At 67.6% G+C, this 23,180-nt stretch carries 23 protein-coding genes; 7 read left to right on the top strand and 16 right to left on the bottom strand.

Annotated elements, in window-relative coordinates; genetic code table 11:
* Positions 1 to 43: 43 nt before the first annotated feature.
* Positions 44 to 220, top strand: a complete 177-nt coding sequence (locus LTV02_RS05800; protein WP_233038863.1) for a hypothetical protein — start codon at positions 44 to 46, stop codon at positions 218 to 220.
* Here the strand turns inward: LTV02_RS05800 and LTV02_RS05795 are convergent.
* Both LTV02_RS05795 and LTV02_RS39575 read right to left on the bottom strand, forming a co-directional pair.
* Positions 211 to 411: a DUF397 domain-containing protein gene (locus LTV02_RS05795; protein WP_233038862.1), complete on the bottom strand. Its 201-nt coding sequence runs from the start codon at positions 409 to 411 to the stop codon at positions 211 to 213. The two genes, LTV02_RS05800 and LTV02_RS05795, sit on opposite strands and share 10 nt — an antisense overlap.
* A 315-nt stretch (positions 412 to 726) precedes the next feature.
* The gene (locus LTV02_RS39575; RefSeq protein WP_408639390.1) at positions 727 to 1,203 is read right to left on the bottom strand and encodes a nucleotidyl transferase AbiEii/AbiGii toxin family protein; all 477 of its coding nucleotides are present in this window, start codon (positions 1,201 to 1,203) and stop codon (positions 727 to 729) included.
* A gap of 74 nt (positions 1,204 to 1,277) precedes the next feature.
* On the opposite strand from LTV02_RS39575, the gene LTV02_RS05785 reads away from it, so the two are divergent.
* Entirely contained in the window at positions 1,278 to 2,462 is a 1,185-nt protein-coding gene (locus LTV02_RS05785) for a TMEM143 family protein (protein WP_233038860.1), read from the top strand.
* Here the strand turns inward: LTV02_RS05785 and LTV02_RS05780 are convergent.
* Positions 2,459 to 3,004, bottom strand: coding sequence for a cysteine hydrolase family protein (locus LTV02_RS05780; RefSeq protein ID WP_233038859.1), 546 nt, complete (start codon positions 3,002 to 3,004; stop codon positions 2,459 to 2,461). The genes LTV02_RS05785 and LTV02_RS05780 overlap by 4 nt on opposite strands.
* A gap of 174 nt (positions 3,005 to 3,178) precedes the next feature.
* Here LTV02_RS05780 and LTV02_RS05775 point away from each other — a divergent pair, with 174 nt between their 5' ends.
* Positions 3,179 to 4,111: a hypothetical protein gene (locus tag LTV02_RS05775; protein WP_233038858.1), complete on the top strand. Its 933-nt coding sequence runs from the start codon at positions 3,179 to 3,181 to the stop codon at positions 4,109 to 4,111.
* On the opposite strand, the gene LTV02_RS05770 is transcribed toward LTV02_RS05775, so the two are convergent.
* From LTV02_RS05770 to LTV02_RS05760, 3 genes are all read right to left on the bottom strand, one after another.
* The gene (locus LTV02_RS05770; protein ID WP_233038857.1) at positions 4,073 to 4,861 is read right to left on the bottom strand and encodes a nucleotidyl transferase AbiEii/AbiGii toxin family protein; all 789 of its coding nucleotides are present in this window, start codon (positions 4,859 to 4,861) and stop codon (positions 4,073 to 4,075) included. The genes LTV02_RS05775 and LTV02_RS05770 overlap by 39 nt on opposite strands.
* Before the next feature lie 92 nt (positions 4,862 to 4,953).
* Positions 4,954 to 6,255: a nucleotidyl transferase AbiEii/AbiGii toxin family protein gene (locus LTV02_RS05765; protein ID WP_233038856.1), complete on the bottom strand. Its 1,302-nt coding sequence runs from the start codon at positions 6,253 to 6,255 to the stop codon at positions 4,954 to 4,956.
* Positions 6,252 to 6,911, bottom strand: a complete 660-nt coding sequence (locus LTV02_RS05760; RefSeq protein ID WP_233038855.1) for a hypothetical protein — start codon at positions 6,909 to 6,911, stop codon at positions 6,252 to 6,254. Before LTV02_RS05760 ends, LTV02_RS05765 begins: the two co-directional genes overlap by 4 nt.
* A gap of 165 nt (positions 6,912 to 7,076) precedes the next feature.
* Between LTV02_RS05760 and LTV02_RS05755 the strand changes: the two genes are divergently transcribed.
* Positions 7,077 to 7,814, top strand: a complete 738-nt coding sequence (locus LTV02_RS05755; protein WP_233038854.1) for a class I SAM-dependent methyltransferase — start codon at positions 7,077 to 7,079, stop codon at positions 7,812 to 7,814.
* A gap of 3 nt (positions 7,815 to 7,817) precedes the next feature.
* Here LTV02_RS05755 and LTV02_RS05750 read toward each other — a convergent pair whose 3' ends face one another.
* The 4 genes from LTV02_RS05750 to LTV02_RS05735 form a co-directional block, all read right to left on the bottom strand.
* Positions 7,818 to 8,663: an MHYT domain-containing protein gene (locus LTV02_RS05750; protein WP_233038853.1), complete on the bottom strand. Its 846-nt coding sequence runs from the start codon at positions 8,661 to 8,663 to the stop codon at positions 7,818 to 7,820.
* 315 nt (positions 8,664 to 8,978) lie between these two features.
* Entirely contained in the window at positions 8,979 to 9,881 is a 903-nt protein-coding gene (gene pdxS / locus LTV02_RS05745; protein ID WP_067722585.1) for a pyridoxal 5'-phosphate synthase lyase subunit PdxS, read from the bottom strand.
* Positions 9,882 to 10,166: 285 nt separating this feature from the next.
* Complete coding sequence (locus tag LTV02_RS05740) at positions 10,167 to 10,880, bottom strand: formyltransferase family protein (protein ID WP_233038852.1); 714 nt, start codon at positions 10,878 to 10,880, stop codon at positions 10,167 to 10,169.
* On the bottom strand, positions 10,877 to 14,194 hold the full coding sequence (locus tag LTV02_RS05735) for a non-ribosomal peptide synthetase (protein WP_233038851.1): 3,318 nt from the start codon (positions 14,192 to 14,194) through the stop codon (positions 10,877 to 10,879). Before LTV02_RS05735 ends, LTV02_RS05740 begins: the two co-directional genes overlap by 4 nt.
* Before the next feature lie 169 nt (positions 14,195 to 14,363).
* On the opposite strand from LTV02_RS05735, the gene LTV02_RS05730 reads away from it, so the two are divergent.
* The 3 genes from LTV02_RS05730 (at position 14,364) to LTV02_RS05720 (ending at position 17,772) form a co-directional block, all read left to right on the top strand.
* Entirely contained in the window at positions 14,364 to 15,194 is an 831-nt protein-coding gene (locus tag LTV02_RS05730) for a 2OG-Fe(II) oxygenase (RefSeq protein ID WP_233038850.1), read from the top strand.
* Positions 15,195 to 15,532: 338 nt separating this feature from the next.
* Positions 15,533 to 16,807: a hypothetical protein gene (locus LTV02_RS05725; RefSeq protein WP_233038849.1), complete on the top strand. Its 1,275-nt coding sequence runs from the start codon at positions 15,533 to 15,535 to the stop codon at positions 16,805 to 16,807.
* Between the two features lie 203 nt (positions 16,808 to 17,010).
* Complete coding sequence (locus LTV02_RS05720; protein WP_233038848.1) at positions 17,011 to 17,772, top strand: dienelactone hydrolase family protein; 762 nt, start codon at positions 17,011 to 17,013, stop codon at positions 17,770 to 17,772.
* Between the two features lie 22 nt (positions 17,773 to 17,794).
* Here LTV02_RS05720 and LTV02_RS05715 read toward each other — a convergent pair whose 3' ends face one another.
* The 6 genes from LTV02_RS05715 to LTV02_RS05690 form a co-directional block, all read right to left on the bottom strand.
* Complete coding sequence (locus LTV02_RS05715; RefSeq protein ID WP_233038847.1) at positions 17,795 to 18,547, bottom strand: hypothetical protein; 753 nt, start codon at positions 18,545 to 18,547, stop codon at positions 17,795 to 17,797.
* Between the two features lie 17 nt (positions 18,548 to 18,564).
* A complete protein-coding gene (locus tag LTV02_RS05710; RefSeq protein ID WP_233041492.1) occupies positions 18,565 to 19,605 on the bottom strand; it encodes an NUDIX hydrolase in 1,041 nt (346 codons plus the stop codon).
* Positions 19,606 to 19,768: 163 nt separating this feature from the next.
* Entirely contained in the window at positions 19,769 to 20,893 is a 1,125-nt protein-coding gene (locus LTV02_RS05705) for a glycosyltransferase family 4 protein (RefSeq protein ID WP_233038846.1), read from the bottom strand.
* Positions 20,890 to 21,897: a phosphatidylinositol mannoside acyltransferase gene (locus tag LTV02_RS05700; RefSeq protein WP_233038845.1), complete on the bottom strand. Its 1,008-nt coding sequence runs from the start codon at positions 21,895 to 21,897 to the stop codon at positions 20,890 to 20,892. The genes LTV02_RS05705 and LTV02_RS05700 overlap by 4 nt, the downstream gene beginning before the upstream one ends.
* A complete protein-coding gene (gene pgsA, locus LTV02_RS05695) occupies positions 21,894 to 22,565 on the bottom strand; it encodes a phosphatidylinositol phosphate synthase (RefSeq protein ID WP_067722570.1) in 672 nt (223 codons plus the stop codon). Before pgsA ends, LTV02_RS05700 begins: the two co-directional genes overlap by 4 nt.
* A gap of 1 nt (position 22,566) precedes the next feature.
* A complete protein-coding gene (locus tag LTV02_RS05690; RefSeq protein WP_084536193.1) occupies positions 22,567 to 23,178 on the bottom strand; it encodes an HIT family protein in 612 nt (203 codons plus the stop codon).
* Between the last annotated feature and the right edge of the window lie 2 nt (positions 23,179 to 23,180).

Below are 23,180 nucleotides of genomic sequence, written 5' to 3'. Positions count from 1 at the left end.
CCGCCGCCTGGCGAGACCCACCGATAGGGCGTATGCAGGGCATATGGGCCGCCACCCAAAACGCACCCCGTTCTACGGCGTGCTGATGCTGCTCACCGTCATGATCACCGGCCTCTGGGTCCGCGATCTGACGGTGACGTGGCTGCGCATCACCTTGTTCATCATCCTGTTCGCGGTAGCCCTAGTCGGCTTCGTCATGACCTTCCGCGACTACTCCTGACTCCCAGGCAAAACACTCGCGGTGAACACATCCCACTGATCCGCAGTGAAGACGAGCGCCGGACCGGCCGGGTCCTTCGAATCGCGAACGCCCACAGCGCCCTCCCCGAGCCACGCGACCTCCACGCACGCCCCACTGCTCTCGCTGTGGCTGCTCTTGAACCAGTGAGCGCCGGATAGGTCCACGCTCATGTCGCATAGCTCCTCGCTACCTGCCGGTGCAGGTCCCTGGACTGCGTCTCGGTCAGAGTCGCATCTCTTATGGCCGAGCCGATTTCATCGTATCGCCACACATCCTCGGATCTTTCCATCTAGAAGTCGGGCTTTCCGCACCTTGAAATTGGAGCAGAGGGGCTCGACCTGCCAGGCCTCGGCATCTCCCGGGGTCGAAGATGACGAACAGGTCGTGTCATCTTCGATGAGATCGAGCAGCCGAATTCGCCTGCGGTCGGCCGTAATCCGGTTGAGGACGCTATCCGACATCATGTGGTTCCGGTGAACTGATCGCTACGGTGTTGGGGTTCTTACGGGAGGAATGGGCCGAGGTCGGTCGCTATGCGGTGCGGGTCGCCGTAGCCAGAGCTGAAGTATGGATAGGGGCGTTCGGGTAGGTAGCGGGCTTGCATGGTGGTGATGATCTCGGCGATTTCGTGAGGAGGGGTGGTGCGGCCCAATAGTTCTCGGAGGACGATGAAACTGTTCGATCGCAGGCGGTTCAAGTTCGCGGAACCATTGCTCGACTGCTCCGAGGGAAGCGGCTGCGTCGATCTCCGTGAGCATGCGCTGCACCGCGTCGTCCTCGAGCCGCCAATCCACCGGCGTCACCACGAAATCCACGTCGCGCGGTTCCCGCGCTTGCGCACCGAACCAGGCGGTCAGCAGCACACTGCCGCGCAATACCAGGTTATCGGCCCATTCCGAGGCGGCGACGGCGGCGAGCACCAGGTCGATCGCCTCGCGGTGCGCCAGACGCGGGTCGTCCATCGTGGTCACGCGATCATTGTCGCAAACAACCCGCACCCATTGCCGCCGAGAATCTTTCGTGATCGCATGGGCCGATGACCGTCGAGCACTTCCTTCCGTTCCGCAAGAGTGCGGTGATCTCGTTGTGTGCCGGGGAGGTGCCGGAGGCCGAGCGGGAGTCGTTCCTGGCGTTCGCGCGATTGCTGGCGGCGTTGGTGCACTATCGGTTTCATCGGCGCGGGGATGCGGTGCTGGACGCGTATCAGCTGGTCGATCCGGCGCAGGATGTGCGGAACATCGATACGGCGAGTGCGGCGGATCAGGCGGCGGCGCGGGAGGCGGTGGAGCGGGAGCTGGTGGCGTTGGCGGAGGACGCGGACTTCGCTCGGATCGATGCGAGCGAGATCGCTCAGGCTTTCGCCGAGCATGCCTTGGTGAAGGTGCGGTTGGAGGTCGACGACACGGATATCGATACGGTGATGTTCTTCCGGCGCGGTGTATCCCAGCGCACCGAACAGGTGAAGTGGCTCTATGGTCTCCGTCGCCGGTCCATCGAATTCACCAGTTACTCGAAGGTTCTCGTCTATGTGGCGTTCAAAGACCATGTGCTGCTGAAGCTTTTCCAGAACGTCCCCGCCAACGACCTCGAAATGCTCTATCCCAGCGTCCGTGTCCGCATGCGCTCGCTGGACAAACTCCTCATCGGCGTCCCCGCCGTCATCTCCGGAATCATCGTCCTGGTAACCAAACTCGTCGCTTCGCTCGGCCTGCTCATCCTGCTCGCCGCCTTCTGGCTCGGCCTGCGCGACGAATCGGTCCGCCTGGACCAGACCGCTCTCGTCACCCTCGGCGCCGGCATAGCCGCCTTCACCGGCTACCTCGTCCGCCAATTCTCCAAATTCAAGAACCGCAAGATCAAACTCATGAAAACCGTCGCCGAGCACCTCTACTTCCGCAATCTCGACAACGGCCCCGGCGTCTTCCACCATCTCCTCGACGCCGCCGAAGAATCCGAAGTCAAGGAAACGCTCCTCGCCTACCACTTCCTCCACACCGCCGACCACCCCATGACCGCCCCCGAACTCGACAAACGCATAGAAGAGTGGTTCCACCACCACTGGAACACCACCTTCGACTTCCAGATCGCCCCCGGCCTCGCCGCCCTCACCGCCCTCGGACTCCTCACCGAGGACGAACACGGCACCCTCACCGTCCCACCCCTCCCCGAGGCCCGCCGACGCCTGGACGACCAGTGGGACAACGAGTTCCGCAGCGCCTAATCCAGCCAGTCGGCGCAGTCCAGCACCTCGATGCCACGGCTGGGGAAGACGGAGTCCATGAAGAAGTCGTGGATGGCGGCATCGCCGTCACCGCAGCCGTCCCGCAGCACCGTGAGCCGGTAGCCGCGGTCCGCCGCGTCGTAGCAGGTCGCGGCGACCATTGCGCCGGTGGCGACGCCGGCGATGGCGAGGTTCGTGATGCCACGGGCGCGCAGGACCAGATCGAGGTCCGTGCCGGCGAAAGCGCTGGCCCGGCGTTTCAGCACGACGACGTCGGCGTCGGTTACCGGGAGCGCGATTTCGGTTGCGGGAGAACCTTCGTGAAACGTGTCCCCGCCTTCGAAGAAGGATTTGAAGAGTCCGTTGTCCGGCGGGAGGTCGGTGGCGTTCGGGCGGAGAGCGAAGTGGACGAAGACAACCAGTACTCCGGCGGCGCGGGCGCGTGGGAGCAAGTCCGTCAGGGGCGGCACGGCGTTCTTGGCGAACGGGTAGTTGTCCGTGATTCCGTGCTGGATATCGCCGATTATGAGTGCGGTCGTCAAAGCAGCCTCCGTTTGCGGGTCCTCGGGTACGACCTTATCGATGACGAAGCCCGGCGGGCGAGGCACTGACCATCGGTGTCAGGGTTCCGGAAAACGCTGGGCTGCTCGGGTTTCCGGCGCACACTGAGGGTTGAGGCGGGTGGGTGCGCCGGCCTCGGAGGGTGGTGATTCCCGATGACGTCCAGCGGTGAACCGGATGATGATCCGAGTTTGAAGAAGTACGGGTTCGATACCGTCGAGGTGGATGAGGAGGAGGCGGATTCGGGGCCGCCGGAGAAACCGCCGCCGCCCGATCCGGGCGACGATCATATTCCGTTCGCGAAGCGGGCCAACTCGGTGGCCAACGCCGAGGACTGGGCGGCGGCGTTCAATGCGCGGCGGTTGGATGGGATACGGCGGGCGCAGCGGATCGCACAGCGGTTCATGGTCGCGCCCACCGCGGAGGCTATTCGGGCGGGCGATCGGGAAATCGAGAGACTGCTCGGAGTTTTCGAGGATCGCTACCGGACCGATCGCATCAGCCATACCGACCTCATCGTGCAAGCGACATGGGCGTTGCGGACGAAATGGAAACGAGCGACCGGGCCTACCGCGTATTACGAGAACACCCCGCAACCCAGCCATCACCGGATCGTGTCGTTCCAGTTGGAGCGAGCGACGGTCGACGAACAACGCCTGGGCGTCCACGAGGAACTGAATCCCTCCGATGTGTACTTCCTCCAGTACTACCGCGCGGCCGGAACCCAGCAGAACCCCCTCCCCCGCCTCGACCTGCTCATCCAGCAGCAGGCGTATTCCAAACCCACACAACCGATCTACGACTACCTGCGCCTGATCAACCCCGAACAGGACGGCAATGTAGAACCAGCCGAGTACTTCCTGGGCTCCGCCGCCTACTACGCCTTCCTCGGCTCCCCGAACGGCTCCCCGGTCGCCTATTTGACCCACGACTGGGGCTGGTGGCTCGGCATCAACGGCATCAGCTCCATCCGCATCGACGGCTCCCTGAACCTGTATTTCACCTTCAGCCATCCCGGAACCGGCACCGGATCCTCGTCCTCATCCGGCTCATCCACCTCCAGCACCTCGACAACCTCCACTTCCTGAACGATCAGAGCTGAGCGCGCGGATCAATCGATCGGCGAATTCCGCACGCGCGGATTCGAGCAGCGGGTATTCCTCGGCGAAGTCATACCAATCGACGTGCTCGAGGCGGCGTGCCAGGTGAGCGAGAAAACCCGCGGACAGGCCTCGCGTATCGGTATCGCCTTCCAGGACATAGGTTTGCAGCGTCCGGGAGGACACAGCGCAATGCTCGGCGAGCAGCACGGCGTCGAAGAGGTCATTCCCGGTGATGTGGCCCGGCGCTGACAGCTTGCGCAGCTTCCACGCCAGGCTCAGCGGCTGATCGGCGGCGGCCAGGGTGGCCGGTGGTCCCGGTCGGCCCAGGCGGGGGATCTCGATATCGATCGGCGGGGTGAGCAGATCCTCGCCGAATGCGAAAACGATTGCGAGATTACTCGATCCGACGCCCGCGCACTCCCACTCCACCGCGATGCGCAGTTCGGCACTCCCCCGGTCCCGCCCTGGTTGCGCGGAGTCCGGCCGATACCACGGTCCCGGGCGGATCCGAACTGTCCCGGCCGCCGCCAGCTCCGCGGCGCGGGCCGGGATCTCCTCGCACATACGCTGGGCCGGCGAATCGTGCGGACGCCAGCGCGACGGTGTCACGACGAATTCCAGATCGTAAGGCGCGCGCGCCTTGTCACCGAACCAGGCCTTGAGCGGCATACTTCCGCGCAGAGCCAGGTGATGACGCCAGTTCGAGGATGCGACGGCGGCCAGGAGATGGTCCATCACTTCCCAGCGTGCCTCATACCACGGCCGGTCCCAGCCTGTTGACGGCTCGTGTACGACTCTCTCCCAAGATGATTCGCTCACCGGGGCGATTACTTCCCGGTGGAGGCGGCGCGCCACTGGGCCATCTTCTCGACGACTTCGTGGGGATTCACCCGCGCGGCATCGGGAATGTGCGGGGTTCGGCGGCGGCGGGCGGCGATGATGCGGTCGGCCGCGTCGGCGGGTGAGCAGTCGTAGAACTGGGCGATGGCGCGCAGGCGGTCCACGGTGGTCGGGTGGCCCCAGGTTTCGATTCGATCTTCGAAAGGTATCGCGGGGTCGGAGTTTTCGCGGCCGTGGGTCATGCTGTCGATCACCCAACCGGCCTCGAGCGCGAGGTCTTCGCGGAAGTTCACGGGGTCGGTGGCGAACACCGGGGCCAAGGCGCGGAGCAAACGCCAGGTGTACAGGTCCTGGTGGTGGGTCAGGTCGGGGCGGTCCTTGGCGAACTCCTCCCATTCGATGTCGTAGTCCAGGCGAGACAGGGCGGCGAAGGTGGCGGTGACGCCGGTTTCGCGGAGCAGGGCCGACGACGGTGTGCAGTGTTCGGCGAGGAGGACGGCATCGTAGAGGTCTTTGCCCTCAGGGTATTTATCGTCGGTGAGCCACAGGAGTTTCCAGGCCAATGAGAGTTCCGGCGTCGCGGCCAGCAGGCGCGCGGACGGGCCCTGGCAGCCGAGACGCGGGACCTCGGTCCACCGCGGCGGGTCGGGGAGAGCCTCGTTGAAGACGAAGTCCAATTGGACAGTGCCCGTGGGTATCCGGGAATCGACCGGGGTCCACGGCAGCACCAGACGCCGGCCGGGGACGCGATCGTAGGTCCAGATATCGTCGTCGACGGCGTCGGTGGCTCGGATCCGCAGCGGACTTCCGGACTGTTCGGTCACCGCCGCCACCCGCCGGGCGATATCGGGGAACAGGGCGTCGGTGCGGCCGCTGCTGAACTCCCAATCCTGGGGAATCACAATGAAATCCACGTCGCCGGGCTCACGGGCCGCGGCACCGCACCAGGCCGCGAGCAGGACACTGCCGCGCAGCACCAGGTGCTCCGACCACGGGGAATCGGTGATGGCCGCCAGTACGCAGTCGAGGGCGGCGCGGCGGGTGGCGAACCAGTCGCGGGCGCGAGCCGGATCGTCGAAATGCGGTTCGCTCAGGCGCATTCCCATTCGGTGGTCGCGTATGGACGGGTCGAAGACGGGGTGTTGGCGGATCCCGTCGCCGGCGACCGGGTGGAGGGTGGGCGGGAGGCCCGCCTTTTCCCGGGTCTCCGCGGACGGTGGCGTGGCGGGCACGATGACATCGGGATCCCAGGGGCCGAAGCCCATCTTGTCCCACGGTTCGGTGCTCATTGTTGTTTCCCCGATTCGGTGATCCAGCCGTCGTCGATCGATTCGTCGGTGTCGTGAACGACGAATTCGCGTTCGGCCGAGAGTATTTCGTGGTGCTGCGCGCGGAGAGCCGCCAGTAGCTCGTCGTATCGCGCGATGGCCGTCGCATCGCCGACCAGGCGGCAGCGCTGGGTGACGAAGCGTTCGGTGCGGCCGTCGGGGCGGGTGCGGCGGGCATTGGCGGACAGGTGCGCGGAGTGGGCTTGTGCGAGCGCGGTGAGGCCCGCGGCGGCGAAATCCGGGTCGAGCAGCAGCTTCACGTGGTGTTCGAAGTAGTACCGCGAGCCGAGTGCGATGCCGTCCGCATCGGTGGACGGGACGCCGGCGCTCCAGGGTGTCGCCTCGATTTTGACGCGCACCACCGGGAATCCGGCCGCTTCCAACCGGTCGTGCAGCTCGGCGATCGAGTCCCGCACTGCCGCAAGGGTTCCGGAGGCGCGCACGGTCAGCATGGGCTGGCTGACCATGCGCCCGCGCGCCAATACGATGTGCGCGAACTTCAATCCGTGTGCGGCCGCGTACCGTTCGAGAGCGTCCACCTGTTCCGTGCCGTCGGCTCGCACGGTGAGATGGGCTTCGAAGTCGCCTCGGAAGAGCGGGGTAGCGGTGACTGTCACCGGCCCATCGTCGCAAACCGCCGGTGAATCGTCGCGTGGATTTCCGGCCGCTACCGGGTGGCATCGAGGCTGGATACCGGCAGGCCGAGCGGGCGGCGACACTCCCGCCGCCCGGGTACGGCGGCTTAGGCTGGACGGCAGGCCATTCCACGGGCGGGAGATTCGATGACCTCGGTTCCGCAGGCGACCCGGCACGCGTCGTACGGCATCGACGCACCCATGGTCGCGACCGCGTTCGCCATCATGGCGGCGGGGTTCCTGGGTGCGGGCGTGGTCGCGTTCGCGCTCGGATCCTCGGCCGGGTGGGGACTGCTGGCGCTGGGCGTCTTCATGGCCGCGCAATGCGGCCTGTGCCTGTACGTCTCGCGCCGCGGCAAGTTCGCGGTGTGGGCGGAACTGCTCGACGAGCTGCGATTGCGCGGGGACGAACGTGCCGTGGACCTCGGCTGCGGGCGGGGCGCGGTACTGATCGCGGCGGCGCGGCGACTACCGCGAGGCCGCGTCGACGGTGTCGATCTGTGGCGTTCGATCGACCAGTCCGGCAACGACATCACCGCCACCACCCGCAATGCCGTGGCCGAAGGAGTGTCCGACCGCATCCAGCTGCACACCGCCGACATCACCCGACTACCGTTCAGCGACGGCACCTTCGACCTGGTGCTGTCGAGCCTGGCCATCCACAATATTCCGACCCCGGACGGGCGAGCGGCGGCCGTGCGCGAAGCGATCAGGGTGCTGCGGCCGGGCGGGCGGCTCGTCGTCGCCGACATCTTCAAGGTCGGCGAATACGTTCCGGTGCTGGAAGCGGCCGGCGCCCAGGCCGTCGCCGTCCGCCCGCTCGGCTGGCGCATGTGGTGGGGCAGCCCGTTCGTCGCCACCCGCGCCGTCACCGCCACGAAATAGCGGTCACCAGCGGCGACGCGGCCGCGCCTGGAAGGTTTCGGTGGGGAAATCGTCCGGCGGGATACGCCGGGACTCCCCGCGGCTGGGCCAGAAGCGGCTCGCGTACTGGCCGCGAATGCGGCTCAGATCGGGCTCTTCGACATCGGTGATGCCGACCTGGAAGAGCATGAGCATGGTGACCATGCTGACCGCGACGATCAACGGGGTGAGCAGTTCGCCCGCCTGCGCCCCGGCGGGGACGTGCAGGTGGTCGGAGACGTGGGCGCGCATGGAGAACATGCCCGTGTAGTGCATGCCGCACACCGCGATTCCCATGATCAGCGCCGCGCCCACGGTCGATACGATGCCCTGCACGTGCAGCGCGAACCACAGCGCCGCGGTGGCCGCCACCACCGCGATCACGATGGACAGCAGCACCACCCAGGCGTCGTAGCGCACGGCCACATCGGTTTTCATGGCGTACATGCCCGAATAGTGCATGGCCCCGACCCCGAGCCCGGTGATCGTGCCGCCGGTGATCAGCGCGAACGCCTCACCGTGCTGATGCACCACGATCGAAAGCCCCAGCCACACCACCCCCATGGCGATGACCGCCGACAAGACGGTGATGGGCACGTTGTAGCGGATGGTGGCGTCGTGCACCGAAAACCCCAGCATCGCAATGAAATGCATGACCCAGATCCCGGTGCCGCCCAGCGCGATGGCCCCGGTCGCGATCCACCCCCGATGACCGTTCTGACTGCGGGCCCGCACCATGCAGCGCAGGGCCAGCAGTGACCCGGTGACGGACATGACGTAGGCCAGCGCCGGGGTTAACCACCCATAGGTGAACTGGTCTATTTCCAGCATGCGGACTCCTTGCCAGAACGCGTGATTCGACTGTTCCCACCGGTGGTTGAGCCGAACACTAGCGACAAACCACCAGGTAGTAAATTTGCCGCATTACATTCCGGGAAATGTTGCCGAGTTTGCTGGATCGGATGCGCGCAGGTAGCCGGTGGTGCGGACACACCGACTCGCACTCCAGCATTCGTGTATTCCACCCTTGACGGACAGGGCCGAAAGTCCCTGCCGCACACGAAAACCGGGGTCCGGGCAAACGAAAACCGCCGGGTGATCACGTGGATCACCCGGCGGTCCGAGTTCAGGCGCTGCGCCCGGGAATTACCAGCCGCGCTCGGCGAGGCGGTGCGGCTGCGGGATCTCTTCGACATTGATGCCGACCATGGCCTCGCCCAGGCCGCGCGACACCTTGGCCAGCACGTCCGGGTCGTCGTAGAAGGTGGTGGCCTTCACGATGGCGGCGGCACGCTGGGCCGGGTTGCCGGACTTGAAGATGCCGGAGCCGACGAACACGCCCTCGGCGCCGAGCTGCATCATCATGGCGGCGTCGGCGGGGGTGGCGATGCCGCCCGCGGTGAACATGACGACCGGCAGCTTGCCGGTTTCGGCGACCTCGCGGACCAGCTCGTACGGGGCCTGCAGTTCCTTGGCGGCCACGAACAGCTCGTCCTCGGACAGCGAGGTCAGCCGGCGGATCTCGCCGCGGATGGTGCGCATGTGGGTGGTGGCGTTGGACACGTCGCCGGTGCCGGCCTCACCCTTGGAGCGGATCATGGCCGCGCCCTCGGTGATGCGGCGCAGAGCCTCGCCGAGGTTGGTGGCGCCACAGACGAAGGGCACGGTGAAGTTCCACTTGTCGATGTGGTTGGCGTAGTCGGCGGGGGTCAGCACCTCGGATTCGTCGATGTAGTCGACGCCGAGGGACTGCAGGATCTGGGCCTCCACGAAGTGGCCGATGCGGGCCTTGGCCATGACCGGGATGGAGACGGCCTCGATGATGCCGTCGATCATGTCCGGGTCGCTCATGCGGGAGACGCCGCCCTGAGCGCGGATATCGGCGGGCACGCGCTCCAGGGCCATGACGGCCACGGCGCCGGCGTCCTCCGCGATCTTCGCCTGCTCCGGCGTGACCACGTCCATGATCACACCGCCCTTGAGCATCTCGGCCATGCCGCGCTTGACGCGGGCGGTTCCGATCGAGGGGGTGGCTTCGGGCGTAGTCACGGCAAACTCCTGTGTCATGTGGGCCAATCGGATCGCTCGGAATCGAACACCCTGATTCTAGGCGGCCACTTCTACCGACTTCATAGCCAGTTGGACACGACTGGACTGCCCGCCCAAGGGAGCATGACGGGCGTCACAGCTGGAGGGCTACCGCACCGCTACTACAGCGGTCCGATCACGAACACGGTTGCCCAGTATTCGGCCGCGGAGGGACCCATGTACGGAAGCAGAAAATCGTAGAGCAGATAGGACACGAGAACCTTTCATTCCACACGATGTCCGCCGCTACGGAGAATCGGCGAACGTAGCCGACCCTAGTTGAGAATCTCGGATCGCACCGGACAGTTCCGGATAGACGGGGGCGAAGACGCCGAGTGCGGTGGCGCGGGCGAAGTCGGGATGGCCGGTCAGCTCGCGCAGGGCGCGGAGCGCGTTGCGGCCGTAATATCCAGCGCCTTCGGCGGATTGGGGTCGCGGGGTGGCGCGGCCGGCGGCGATGGGTTCGAGGTTGCGTTCGAACAGCAGCGCGCAGGATCGCAGGCCCTGCATCATGAGGTCCTGGAATCCGTCGGTGGCGGTGATGGGGAACCGCTCGACGTCGAGGACCGCGCCGGTGTCGATACCGGCGTCGATCTCGTGCAGGGTCGCGCCATAGGTGTTGTCGCCGTTGAGGATCGCGTAGACGATGGCGGCCTCGGGCAGACCGCGGTACCGGGGCAGCAACCCGTTGTGAATGTTGTAGATGCGGAACCCCTTGTCCAGCACAGGTTCCCGCAGCACGGTGGTGTTGTTGAGCGAGAACACGATGCCGTCGGTGGACGCGGTTCGCAGGCGATCGGCCGCGGCGTTCACGTCGGCGGTGGCCAGCAGCGGGACTTGCCGCTGACCGGCGGCTGTTTCCTGCCCGGCGGGCACCACCACCAGATCGACGGGATGGCCTGCGGCGGTGGTGAAGTCGACGGCGCGCCAGAGCAGGGCGCCGGTGCCGATGAAGATCATCGGGCACCTGCCAGCGCCACCGTCACGGCCTCGCACACGCGGTCCAGGGTGAGCCGCTGGAGCAGGCCCTCGAGCTGGGCCACGAATGCCTGCTCGGCCTGCTTTCCGACGATCTCGCGGGAGACCTGCGCCAGCATTTCCATGGTGGCGAGGGAGTCGCCGCCGAGGGCGAAGAAGTCGGAGTCGGCCACCAGTATGGCCGGGTCGCAGTGCAGGACCCGGCCCCAGATCTCGGCCACCCGGTCCTTCACGTCGCCGCCGGTCCCGTCTTCGTCGGTCGTGCTCGGCGCATCGGGCGTGGTTTCGGGCTCGGCGGCTCGTGGGTCACCGGATTCGGCGAGCGCCACGCGATCGATCTTCCCGTTGTCGGTCAGCGGCAGTTCGGCGATGCGGTGGAAGGCGGCGGGGATCATGTACACCGGCAGCGCGTCGGCCAGGTAGTCGCGCAGGATTCGATCGCCGGGCTGCCCGGCCGTGGCGCTCGCGGCGGGCACGATGTACGCCTCGAGCACGTGGTCGCCCTGGTCTTCGCGGCGGCGGCCCAGTACCGCGGCGGCGGCGATCTCGGGGTGCGCTTCCAGCACGCAGCGCACCTCGTCCGGTTCCACCCGGTTACCGCGGATCTTCACCTGATGGTCGACGCGGCCGACGAATTCGAGTGCGCCGCCGGGCAATCGGCGCACCAGGTCGCCGGTGCGGTAGACGCGTTCGCCGTCCAGGGTCACGAAGCGTTCGGCCGTCAGCTCCGGCCGGTCCAGGTAGCCGGCGGCGACTTGCGGTCCGCCCACATACAATTCACCGTTCTCCCCGTCGGCGACGCGCTGTCCGGCCTCGTCGAGCAGGTGCACGGTGGTGCCGGGCGCGGGGAAGCCGATCGGGGCCGAGGTCGCGCCGGCCGGTGTGCTGTCGGCGAGGACCTGGGAGACGCAGACCATGGTGACCTCGGCCGGACCGTAACTGTTGAGCAGCCGCACCTGCGGGCCGAAGTATTTGCGCGCCCGGCGGGCCAGATCACGGCTGACCTGTTCACCGCCGAGTGCGACGGCTCGCATACCGACGGCCGGAATGCCCTGGCGCACGATCACTTCCGCGAGGCTCGGCGTCAGGAACACGGTGTTCGCGCCGTCCTCGGCGAGCAATTCGGTCAGCGACAGGTGGTTGATCTCCCCCGGCACCAGCACCACCGCGCCACCGGCGATCATCGGCGTCACCATGGCCATGCACGCGAGATCCGCTGCGGGCGTGTGATAGTGCCCGTACCGGGTTTCCGGGGTCAGCAGGTACCAGTCCACCGCCGCACGCAGGAAGTTCATGACGTTGTCATGCGTGACCTGAACGCCTTTGGGCCGCCCGGTCGATCCGGAGGTGTAGATCACGTAGGCGATATCGGCCGCCGCCACCTCGACATCGAGGTCACCGCTCCGCTCCGGCAGATCTTCCAGCACGAGCGTCGGCACGGTCTCGCCGACCAGTTCGGCCAGTTCGCGTTCGACCAGGCACAGCCGAACCCCGGAGTCCCGCAGAATCTGCCCTATCCGCTCCCGTGGGTGCCGCGGATCCAGCGGCAGGAAGGCCGCCCCGGCCGCGAGAATGCCCCACTGCCCGCTCTGCCCGGCCAGGGTCCGGCCCGCCACCACCGCGACGGTATCGCCACCGCGAATGCCGTTGTCACGCAACGCCTGCGCGATCCCGGCGGCACGATCCCGCAGTTGCGCGTAGGTGAGCGTGCCGTCCGGCCCGGTGAGCGCCACCGATTCCGGTCGCAGCGCGGCCTGCCCCCGCAACAGTTCCACGAGCGTGACCGGATGCCCAGGCAACTGGCCCGGCCCGGGGATCGGTTCGCCTACGACGCCATCGTCTTCCGTGACCGGAACAGCGGCGGTCTCGGTCTCGGCACCGTCTTCCGCGACCTGGACAGCCGCAGTCTCGGTCTCGACAGCAACCGCCGGTCCCCCAGACCGGGATGAGGTCGCCGCCGGCAGCTCCGGCCCGCTCGGTTCCAGTTCTTGAAGGGCCGCCGTCTCGGCAACGCTCTCCGAACCGGAGACGGCGTGCGGGTCAGATCCGGTGAGGGACGCCGAGGCTGCGACAACCTCCCGACGTTCCGCCACACCGGCTTCCTCCCCCTGGACCGTCTCGATACCGGCCGCCTCGATCGCGTCGACGATGCGGTCGAGCAGCTGCTCCAATCGTTCGGCGACGCCTTCGCCATTGCGGCACGACACCGTGATCGCAGTCGCTCCCCCGGCTTCGACGATGGCGAAACTCAGTGGCGCGATGGGGAGGTGGACGGGGATCACGGCGACGGCGGTCGGGGTGAAACCGGGGGCGGTGTATTCGGCGAGGTCGATCTTGCCGGTGTGGGAAAGGACCGCCGAGTAGAGGTTTCGGTCGGTGCGTTTGCCTACGGCGCCGATGAAGCGCAGGACGGCGCGCTGGATGGCGGCGGGGCTCTTGGCCAGGACCAGGTCGTTGATCTGGTTGAGTTCGTCGCCGCGCAGCAGGCCGGCGAGGAGGCGGCCGTTGATCTGCTGCCAGTTCTCGCCCGGTGCGGCGTCGACGTGCAGGGGCAGGGTGAGGTTGGCGGTGGAGTGCACCGCGGCGTCGTGACGGCGCAGGTCGACGGGGAACATGAGCCGGGTGGGTGCGTCGACCGCGGTGGTGATGATCTCACCGATGCGGGCGACGACGGCGCTGGTGACCGCGGGTACGGTGCGATGCCGGAGCAGATATGGGCGGCCCGGCACCGGCGCGCCGCGACCGACGGGGGTGCGGTAGCTCAGGCGCATGACGGTCGCCTTGCCCGGAATACCCAGGCGCTGTGCGAATTCCAGCTCCGATACGGGGTCTGCCGCACCGACGGGCTGTTCGCCGCGCAAGGCCCGGAAGACGTCCGCGATCCACAGTTGCAAGCCCTTGGCGTCCATCGAACCGTGGAAGGCCCGGAAGATCAGCGTCGGGGTTTCCGAAGTCAGCAGCAGCACTTCGCAATTAAGCGGTTCGGACAGATAGTCCGGCCGGGCGATCGGCCCGTTCAGGACGGCATCGTCGCTGAGATGGTCGTAGTCGAGCACACCGTTCGCGATCACCCGCACCCGGGGCGTGGCCGAGACCGCCAGCCAGTCCTCGCCCGAACGCACCAGGCGCGCACCGGGATTCACCCGCGACGCGCGATCCACCGCGTCCTGCAACAATTTCGGATCGAGCGCGCCCACGCCCTGGACGACCATCTGGATCAGGAAGTGCGGCTGCAGATCTCGCGCGGCCAGATACAACCGCTCGGAAGGTGAGATGCGGCGGAAGACGCTGCTCAAAGGGATCGAAACTCCTCGAGAGGGCACTCGCACGCGCAAGCCCGGCGGAGGCCCCCAAGCTCGACCGGACTGGAACGAAGTCTAGTACTCGATCACGTTTCGCGCCGGTTACGCCGATCCCGCCCGCACGGGTCGCCGACCGGCCGCCGGCGCAATAGGCTCTATGGACGTGACTGTGGCATTGGATGATTCGTGGCGGGCCTGGCTGCACGAGAACATCGAGCGCGGCTGCTCGCACGAGACTATGGTCGCCGCGATGGTCGGGGACGGCTTCGATCCGGAGGCGGCGGCCACGGCCGTGCGGACCATGCTCTCGGGCGAGCTGCCCACCGAATCGGCGTACCGGTACGACCCGTGGCCGGTCGCCGACGGCCGCGTCGTGCAGGCCTACGACCGTGAGGTCTATGCGCTGCTGCGGCTGGAACGCCCACAGGTGATCCTGTTCGACAATGTGCTCTCCAGTGCGGAATGCGATGAGGTCATCGCGCTGTCCGAGGGGAAGCTACAGCCCTCGACAGTCGTCGATCCGGACACCGGGCAGCCGGCCATCGTGGCGCATCGCTCCAGCGCCAACACCTCGTTCCGGATTTCCGAGACCCCGCTGATCGATCGGCTGGACCGGCGGCTGTCGGCGCTGATGAACTGGCCGCTGGAAAACGGCGAGGGCCTGCAGATCCTGCGCTACGGCGTCGGCGAGGAATTCCGTTCGCACTTCGACTATTTCCCGCCCGACCAGCCCGGTCACACCACCCAGATCACCGTCGGCGGCCAGCGCACCGCGACCCTCATCGTCTACCTCAACGATGTGGCGGCCGGCGGCGAAACCGTCTTCGCCGACGCGGGCGTGACGGTGTCGCCGCGCCGCGGGCAAGCCGTCTACTTCCGGTATTTCAACGCCCGCGGCCAGCTCGACCCGGCGACGAAGCACGCCGGCGCGCCGGTGCTCTCGGGCGAGAAGTGGATCATGACCAAATGGATGCGGCGGTACCGCTTCCCATAGGCGGCGGTCCCGGCCCCAACTCGCTTACGGCAATCCCTCGCCGAACTCGGTTGCGACGGTCCCAACCCGAATCTCGCTCACGGCGACCCCACCCCGAACTCGGTTGCTCGACGGGTCCCAGCCCGAAACTCGTTCACGGCGACCCCACCCCGAACTCGGTTGCTCGACGGGTCCCAGCCCGAAACTCGCTCACGGCGACCCCACCCCGAACTCGGTTGCTCGACGGGTCCCAGCCCGAAACTCGCTCACGGCGACCCCACCCCGAACTCGGTTGCTCGACGGGTCCCAGCCCGAAACTCGTTTGCGGCGGGCGCGGTCCTGGTTCAGGATTTTCGGCGATGACGAATGCACTCGATCAGGCCCGCACCCTGCTCACCGACGGCGATGTGCCCGGCGCGGTGCGCGCCCTGCGCCCGCTCGCCGAAACCGCCCCGATCACCGAACTGGCCGCGTTCACCGCGGAATTGGCGGCGGCCGTCGATTTCGGCGAGCTCGTCCAGGCCGCCCGCGCGGTCATCGGCGCACCCGAGGACGCGCAGGCTTTGGTCGTGTTCGGGTACGAATGCATCGAACGCGGCATTTCCTTCCTGGCGGTGCCGGTGCTCCGGGAAGCGCTGCGCCGGCAACCGGATTCGCAACTGGCTCTCAACGAGCTGACCACCGCCCTCGAAGACGAGTACCGGCACGGGGAGGCGGTGGCGGCGCTGACCGCCCACACGCCCATCCTGCGGCCGTGGCCCGAACGCTATCTGCTGACCTACAACCTGCTGCTGTCGGGCCAGGTCGCGGCGGCGCGCACCGAATTCGACGCGCTGCCCGATCCGGAAGACGAGCGCTGGTTCTACGCCCGGGACCGGGTCGGCCGCATGCTGTCCCGCGCCGACCGGGCCGCCACGGTCTCGCCGCTGGATCACCACGATCTGCGCGGCTGGCACTTCGCCCTCAACGGCGGCTACCTCGCCACCTACTCCCCCTACGGTTTCGATGCCGGAATGACCGGCCGCTGGGCCTATCTGGGCGACAGCGTCGAGAACTGCCGGCGCGGCCTGGACCGGCTGGCGCTGATCCTCACCGCCGCCGGCCGCACCCCGCGCTCGGTGTCGCTGCTGCCCAACCGTTCCGACCGCATCCTGGGCCTGGCCGCCGCGCGGCTGCTCGACCTGCCCACCGTCGAGTACGACCCCGACCGCACCGACACCGCGGTGATCGCCTACCACCTCAACGCCCTGCCCAGCGAACTGCAGACCTCGCTGCTGCACCGCGCCGACGGCCAGATCCTGCACGAACACGCCTCCTGCTGGACCGATCCCACCCAGGTCAGCGCCGATGTGCACGGCCTGCTCGCACAAACCGTCGTCGAACCGTGGGGCCCGCGCTTCCGCATCGGCGACAACGGCCCCGAGGACGTCCCCGGCGACGACCGCCCGGAGGCCGAACTGGCCGCCGAGATCGTGGCCGCCGACACCACCCCCGACCCGGGCGACGGCGAAACGCCCGACGACCCGGACAGCGCGCTCGCCGCCTTCGTCACCGCTACCCGTGACAGCTGGCTGCAGGGTCCGCGCAGCCCGGCCCGCTCCCCCGGCCCGGTCCGCAGCTCCCGATTCCTCTGACCCGCCGCCTCGTCGGGTACGGTGTGAGGCGATGACTACCGGGACGGCTTTGCGCCACACACGGATTGGCTACCCGGTGCGCTGCTGAGCACCGCGCGGGCAGAACATCGCCCGCCGCCGGCTCGAGCGCACCGCGGTATTCCGCGAGCGCCACCTTCGTTGTGTTGAACACAGAACCTCAACTACGACAGAAGGATTCGACCATGACCGCAGTACACGGCACCTCCGTGGACATTACGACCCCCGATGGCGTCGCCGACTCGTACTTCACCCACCCCGATGACGGCGCCGCCCACCCGGGCGTACTGCTGATCCAGGACGGTTTCGGCGTGCGCCCCAGCCTGCGCGCCATGGCGGACCGGATCGCCGCCCACGGCTATTCCGTGCTCCTGCCGAACGCTTTCTACCGCAGCGGCCGCGCACCGGTGGTCGAGATGCCGGAGTACATCGACCCGGCCGCCCGCCCGGAGATCTTCCAGCAGGTGATCCCGTTGATCCGGGCGCTCCCCCCGGAAGCCCTGCGCGCCGACGCCGGTGCGTATCTGGCCTGGCTGGCGGCCTCACCACAGGTCACGGCGGGCAAAGTGGGCGTGACCGGCTACTGCATGGGCGCGCGGCTCGCGGTCCTCACCGCCGCCATGTTCCCCGATCGCGTCGGAGCGGTGGCCGGGTTCCACGGCGGCCCCCTCGTCACCGACACCCCCGACAGCCCGCATCTCACCGTCGGAAACATCACCGCGGAACTGTATTTCGCGCACGCGGGCGAGGACCACCATATGACCGCGGAACACATCGCTGCCTTCGACAAGGCCCTCGACGCCGCCGGCGTCCGATTCCGCACCGAGGTCTACCCGGGCGCGCAGCACGGCTACACCCAAGCCGACACCGCCGCCTACGATCGCGAATCCGCCGAACGGCACTATCGCGAACTGCTGGACCTGTTCGACCGCAACCTGCCCCGATAGCGCGCCGGCCCAGGGTTATCGCTCAGACCAGCCGATAGACATAGCGGCTGGTCGGTACGAGATCCAGATCGAGGTGGGCGCCGAAGCTGACCACGCTCTCCATCATTCGGGTCACCCGGCGCTGCAACTCGGCGTCGTCGCCGCCGCTGCCGTAGAAGGCGTGCGGGCTGGACATGGCCGCCATCGGGAAGAGTTCCTCGACGAGGGCGTCGACGCGATTGCCGGGGGTGATCGGCTCGCGGACGGTGTTCTGGACGTAGCCGAAGGTGTCCTGGGTTTCGATGGCGACCGTGGTGTGCAGGTCGTGCCAGCGGTGCAGCCATTCCTCGCGGGTGAGGTCCGCCGGGATGCGCAGCAGGGCGAAGTTCGCGAGGGCTTCGGTGCGGACGCCGTTTTCGACCGGGGGCGGGACGATCGGGGTGCGTTCGTCCACGATCCAGCCGTTCACGTCGGCGGCCACCGCACCGAGCGCGGCGGTGACGGGCTCGTGCGCGCCCTCGGTGCGCACGGTGACGATCGCGGCGATCGGGGCGTCGTAGGTGGTGTGCTTGACCTGGGCCTCGGCCACGTCCTTATCGGACACGTTCACCTGCAACTCGGTCGCGCCCGCGGCGGCCAGGCGGTCGCGCAGGTCCGCGTCGTGCAGTCGCTCGTCCAGACCGTCACCCCAGAGGGCGTACATCAGCTTCATACCGAAATCCTTGCCGCAGATCGCCGTTGACGGGCCCACGGTAACGGCGTCGCCGCCGGGCCGGGAGTGGTACGGCAGTTCCATCCCATCCAGCGGACAGGTCAGCGGATGGAGCGGACTTCGGGATCGGTGTCGGTGTCGGCGGCCGCGACGGCTTCGGCGAGCAGATGATCCAGGTGGTAGGGGTAGACCGTTTCGCCCGAATGGTCGAGGTGGGCGATATCGGTGGGGGTGCACCACTTGTTGCCGTTGATGGAGCGGCGCTCGATGTAGTCGAGATTGCCGGGCTCGGGCTCGAAGTTCTTGGTGCGCAGCGCGAAGAACAGTTCTTCGGAGCGGATGAGTTCGCCGTTGAAGGGGAACACCGCCACGCGCCGCCAGAGCGGTCCGCGCAGCAGCGAGGAGTCGGCGGTCAGGCCGGTCTCCTCCCACAGCTCGCGGATCGCGGCCTCACGCAGGGTTTCTCCCGGATTCACGCCGCCGCCGATGGTGAACCAGAACGGCACATCGGGGACCTTGGGGTCGCAGCCGCGCAGCAGCAGCACGCGATCCTGCTCGTCGAGCAGCACCACCCGCGCCGAAGTGCGGACCGTATCCACTTCCAGCCCCGTCGAAGCGGCCGGGGTCACCCGCTCGGCGATCTCGAAATAGGTCGGCATCGGCGCGGTACCGCCCAGGTGCAGGATCCGCACAAGCCGGCGGGTGCGCAGCGCCAGGGTGTCGCGAACCGCGTCGTTGTGGAAGCGCCGCGCGATCAGCACCCTAGCCTCGGCATCGGCCAGCTCGGCCACCAATTGCGGTGGCAGCAAACCGATATCGACCGCGGACAGCGCCGAAGCGAGCTGATTCTCGATGGTCTCCCGGTCACGCCAGTTGGACCGTTCGGCCCGATCGGCCAGCGCCGAGAGCCGCCGCGCCTGCTCGACCAGCGCCGGATCGTAGAGACCGGACAACGTGGTGGCGACCGAACGCGCCACCACCGCCCGGCGTGCCAGTGCCGCGTCCAGCGCATGGCGGGCCTGATCGGTGCGCACGTGCAGGCGGTCGAGACGATTGGCGGTGGTGTACGCCCAGACGCCGATCGTGATGACCACGGCGGCGATGAGCGCGAGAACCAGAATGGTGGTCGCGGAAAAAGTGATCATCGGTTCGTCCTCACGACGACGTCACAGCCGCTCGAAGCGGATGCAGCGGCGCGGGCGCTGTGGTTCGGCCATGCCGCTGCCACGCGGACGCCGCAGCTCCGGCGGGCCGCAGTGGCACCGAAGCGGTGACTCAGGCGAGCCGCCGAGTCGAGCTGCGCGCTCATCCGGCGGTCCGTACTCTCACGTCGCCGACCGTCACGGTCTCGTAGACGCGCAGGATCTGCTCGGCTACGACCGGCCAATCGTATTCGCCGACAACCTGATTGGCGGTGCGGATGTAGTCCTCACGCTTGGCGTCGTCGGTGAGCATGGTGTTCAGGGCCTCGGCGAGGCGGCCGGAGTCGCCGACCGGGACCAGCATGCCGGCGGTGCCGTCGCGCAGCACCCGGCGGAAGGCGTCGAGATCGCTTGCCACCACGGCGGTTCCGGCGGCCATGGCCTCCACCAGGACGATGCCGAAGCTCTCGCCGCCGAGGTTGGGTGCGCAGTACACGTCGGCGCTGCGCATGGCCGACGCCTTCTCGGCGTCGGTGACCTGGCCGAGGAATCGCAGGTGTGAAGCGTGTTCACCGGCCTCGCGGCGCAAACGGTCCTCGTCGCCGCGGCCCACGATCAGCACCTCGAGCCCGGGGTGATGGCGCACCAGCTCGGGCAGTGCGCCCAGCAGCACGTCCATGCCCTTGCGCGGTTCGTCGAAACGGCCCAGGAACAGCACGGTCTTCCCGGCGCGCGGGTACCCGTCCAGCAACGGCGCGTGCGCGAAGGCCGGCACGTCCACCCCGTTCGGGATCTCGACAGCGTCCCCGCCCAGCGCCTCCACCTGCCAGCGCCGCGCCAGTTCGCTCACCGCGATCCGCCCGCTGATCTTCTCGTGATACGGCCGCAGCACACCCTGGAAAGTACTGAGCACCAAGGATTTCGTCGTCGAAGTATGGAAGGTCGCGACGATCGGTCCCTCGGCGATCTTCAACGCCAGCATGGAAAGGCTCGGCGCGTTCGGCTCGTGAATATGCAGCACGTCGAAATCGTTCTCGGCGATCCACTTGCGAATACGCGTATAGGCGGTGGGCCCGAACGACAAACGCGCCACCGACCCGTTATAGGGAATGGCGACCGCTTTACCCGCCGACACCACGAAATCCGGCAGCGGCGTGTCGTCGGCGGCGGGAGCGAGCACGCTCACCTTGTGCCCGCGTTCGATCAATACCTGCGCCAATTCCACGACATGCGACTGCACCCCGCCCGGAACGTCGAACGAATACGGGCAGACCATGCCGATTCTCATAGTGCGCCGTCTCCCGTATCCCCCTCGGCCGCGGCAGGCTCCGCCGCGGCCGAATACCCCAGTTGCTGTTGCGCCGCGGCGATGCGGTCCAGTCGCGCTTGCGACAAGTCACCTTCCCACAGCGGTTGCAACATGTGCCAGTCGGCGGGATGGGCGGCGATATTGGCCGCGAAGACATCCGCCAGCGCCTGGGTAGCCGGTTGCACGCCCCGGGAAACGTCGATGGGCGCGAAGACCTGCATACCCCAGTCCTCCCGGCCCGCCTCGTCGGTGAACCAGCAGTGCACGGGCAGCAGCACCGCCCCGGTGTCGATGGCCAGCTTGGCGGCGCCGGCGGGCAGCCAGGTGGTCTCGCCGAAGAAGGTGACCGGCACGCCCTTGCCGGTGAGGTCGCGCTCGCCCATCAGGCACACCACCTTGTTGGCGCGCAGCCGCTCCGCCAGCTGCGGGAACGGCGGCTGCTCGCCGCCGGTGAGCGGGAAGACCTCGAACCCGAGGCTCTCGCGATAGGCCATGAACCGCTCGAACAGCGCTTCCGGCTTCAAACGCTCGGCGACCGTGGACAGCCCGCCGTGGTTCTGCACCAGCCAGACCCCGGCCATATCCCAGTTCCCGGAATGCGGCAGCACCAGCAGCACGCCGCGCCCGGCCGCGAGCCCGGCCTCCAGGTATTCGGTGCCCTCGACCCGCAGCGACTTGCCCAGTGCCACATGGTCCATGGTCGGCAGCCGGAACGCTTCGCGCCAGTAGCGCGCGTAGGACCGCATGCTGGCCTGGATCAGCGCGTCCGGCACCTGCTCGGGCGTGGTGCCGAGCACCCGGGCCAGATTGCGCCGCAACTGATTCGGCTGCCCCGCCTGCGAAGCGCGATTCGCCTTGCGCGCACCCGCGTCGGCCCCGGCGTCGAAAGCCTTGCGCGCCAGCTTCTCCGGCAGTGCGCGGACGAGCGCCCACCCGGCCGCGTACGCCTTGTCGGTCAACGCGGACGTGAAATCGGTATTCACCGCTGCGGTTCCTCCGGAGCTTTCACCGCGGGCGCGAGCACATCGCGCGCACCCGGGGAATTGCGCACCGCCAGCACCCGCTGGAAAACGGTGATGATGCTGAGCACGGCGAGCGCGTACATGGCCGCGTACACCGCGTAGGAGAGCCATTCGATGCCGTAGTACTGGCCGATGCCGGTGAAGCCCGCGCCGACCAGCACGATGATCAACCGGTCCGGCCGTTCGATGAGCCCGCCGTCGGCCGACAGGCCACTGGCCTCGGCGCGCGCCTTGGCGTAGGAGATGACCTGCGAGGTCACCAGCACCACCAGGGTCGCCGCGAACAGCTCCTTGGAGTTCTGGTGGTAGACCGCCCACCAGGCCAGCCCGCCGAAGATGGCGCCGTCGGCCACCCGGTCACAGGTGGCGTCCAGCACCGCACCGTACTTCGTGCCGCCGCCGCGCGCCCGCGCCATCGCCCCGTCGAGCATGTCGAACATGACGAACAGCCAGATCACCATGGTTCCCCAGAACAGATGATCCGTGGGGAACAGGGTCACCGCCGCGGCGATCGAGGCGGTGGTGCCGATGAGCGTCATCGCGTCCGGGGTCAGCCCGGTGCTCACCAGCGCTTTGCCCAGGGGCGCAGTCGCTTTGGCGAACGTTTCGCGACCGAAGAAGCTCAGCACGCTATTCGGATTCCTTCCATGCCTGCGCCAGTAGCGCCCGGGTTTCCCGGAGCAGCTGCGGCATCACCTTCACTCCGCCGACGACGGTAATGAAGTTCGCGTCTCCACTCCAGCGCGGCACGATGTGTTGATGCAGGTGATCGGCAAGTGAACCGCCGGCGACGCCCCCGAGATTCAATCCGACATTGAATCCCTCGGGCCGCGAAACGCTTTTCATCACCCGGATGGCCTGCTGGGTGAACGCCATCAGCTCGGCGCTCTCCTCGGGCGTCAGGTCCTCCAGATTCGCCACCCGGCGGTAGGGCACCACCATCATGTGGCCGGGGTTGTACGGGTACAGATTCAGCACCGCGTACACCCACTGCCCGCGCGCCAGCACCAGGCCGTCCTCGTCCGACATCAGCGGGATGTCGGTGAAGGGATGCCCGGTGGTCTTGGGCGCGTCCGGCTTCCGCTCCTCGACCGCGCCGGTGATGTAGGACATCCGGTACGGCGTCCACAGCCGCTGCAGGCGATCGGGTTCGCCCGCACCGTTGTCCACGATCTGCTGCGCCGGAATCTCTTGCCCGGCAGCAGCTTCGGTGAGACCGCCGGACGCCGTACGTTCAGTCATGC

Origin of the sequence: Nocardia yamanashiensis (assembly GCF_021183565.1) — a bacterium.
Taxonomy (GTDB): domain Bacteria; phylum Actinomycetota; class Actinomycetes; order Mycobacteriales; family Mycobacteriaceae; genus Nocardia; species Nocardia yamanashiensis.
This window is presented reverse-complemented; position numbering and strand designations above follow the sequence as displayed.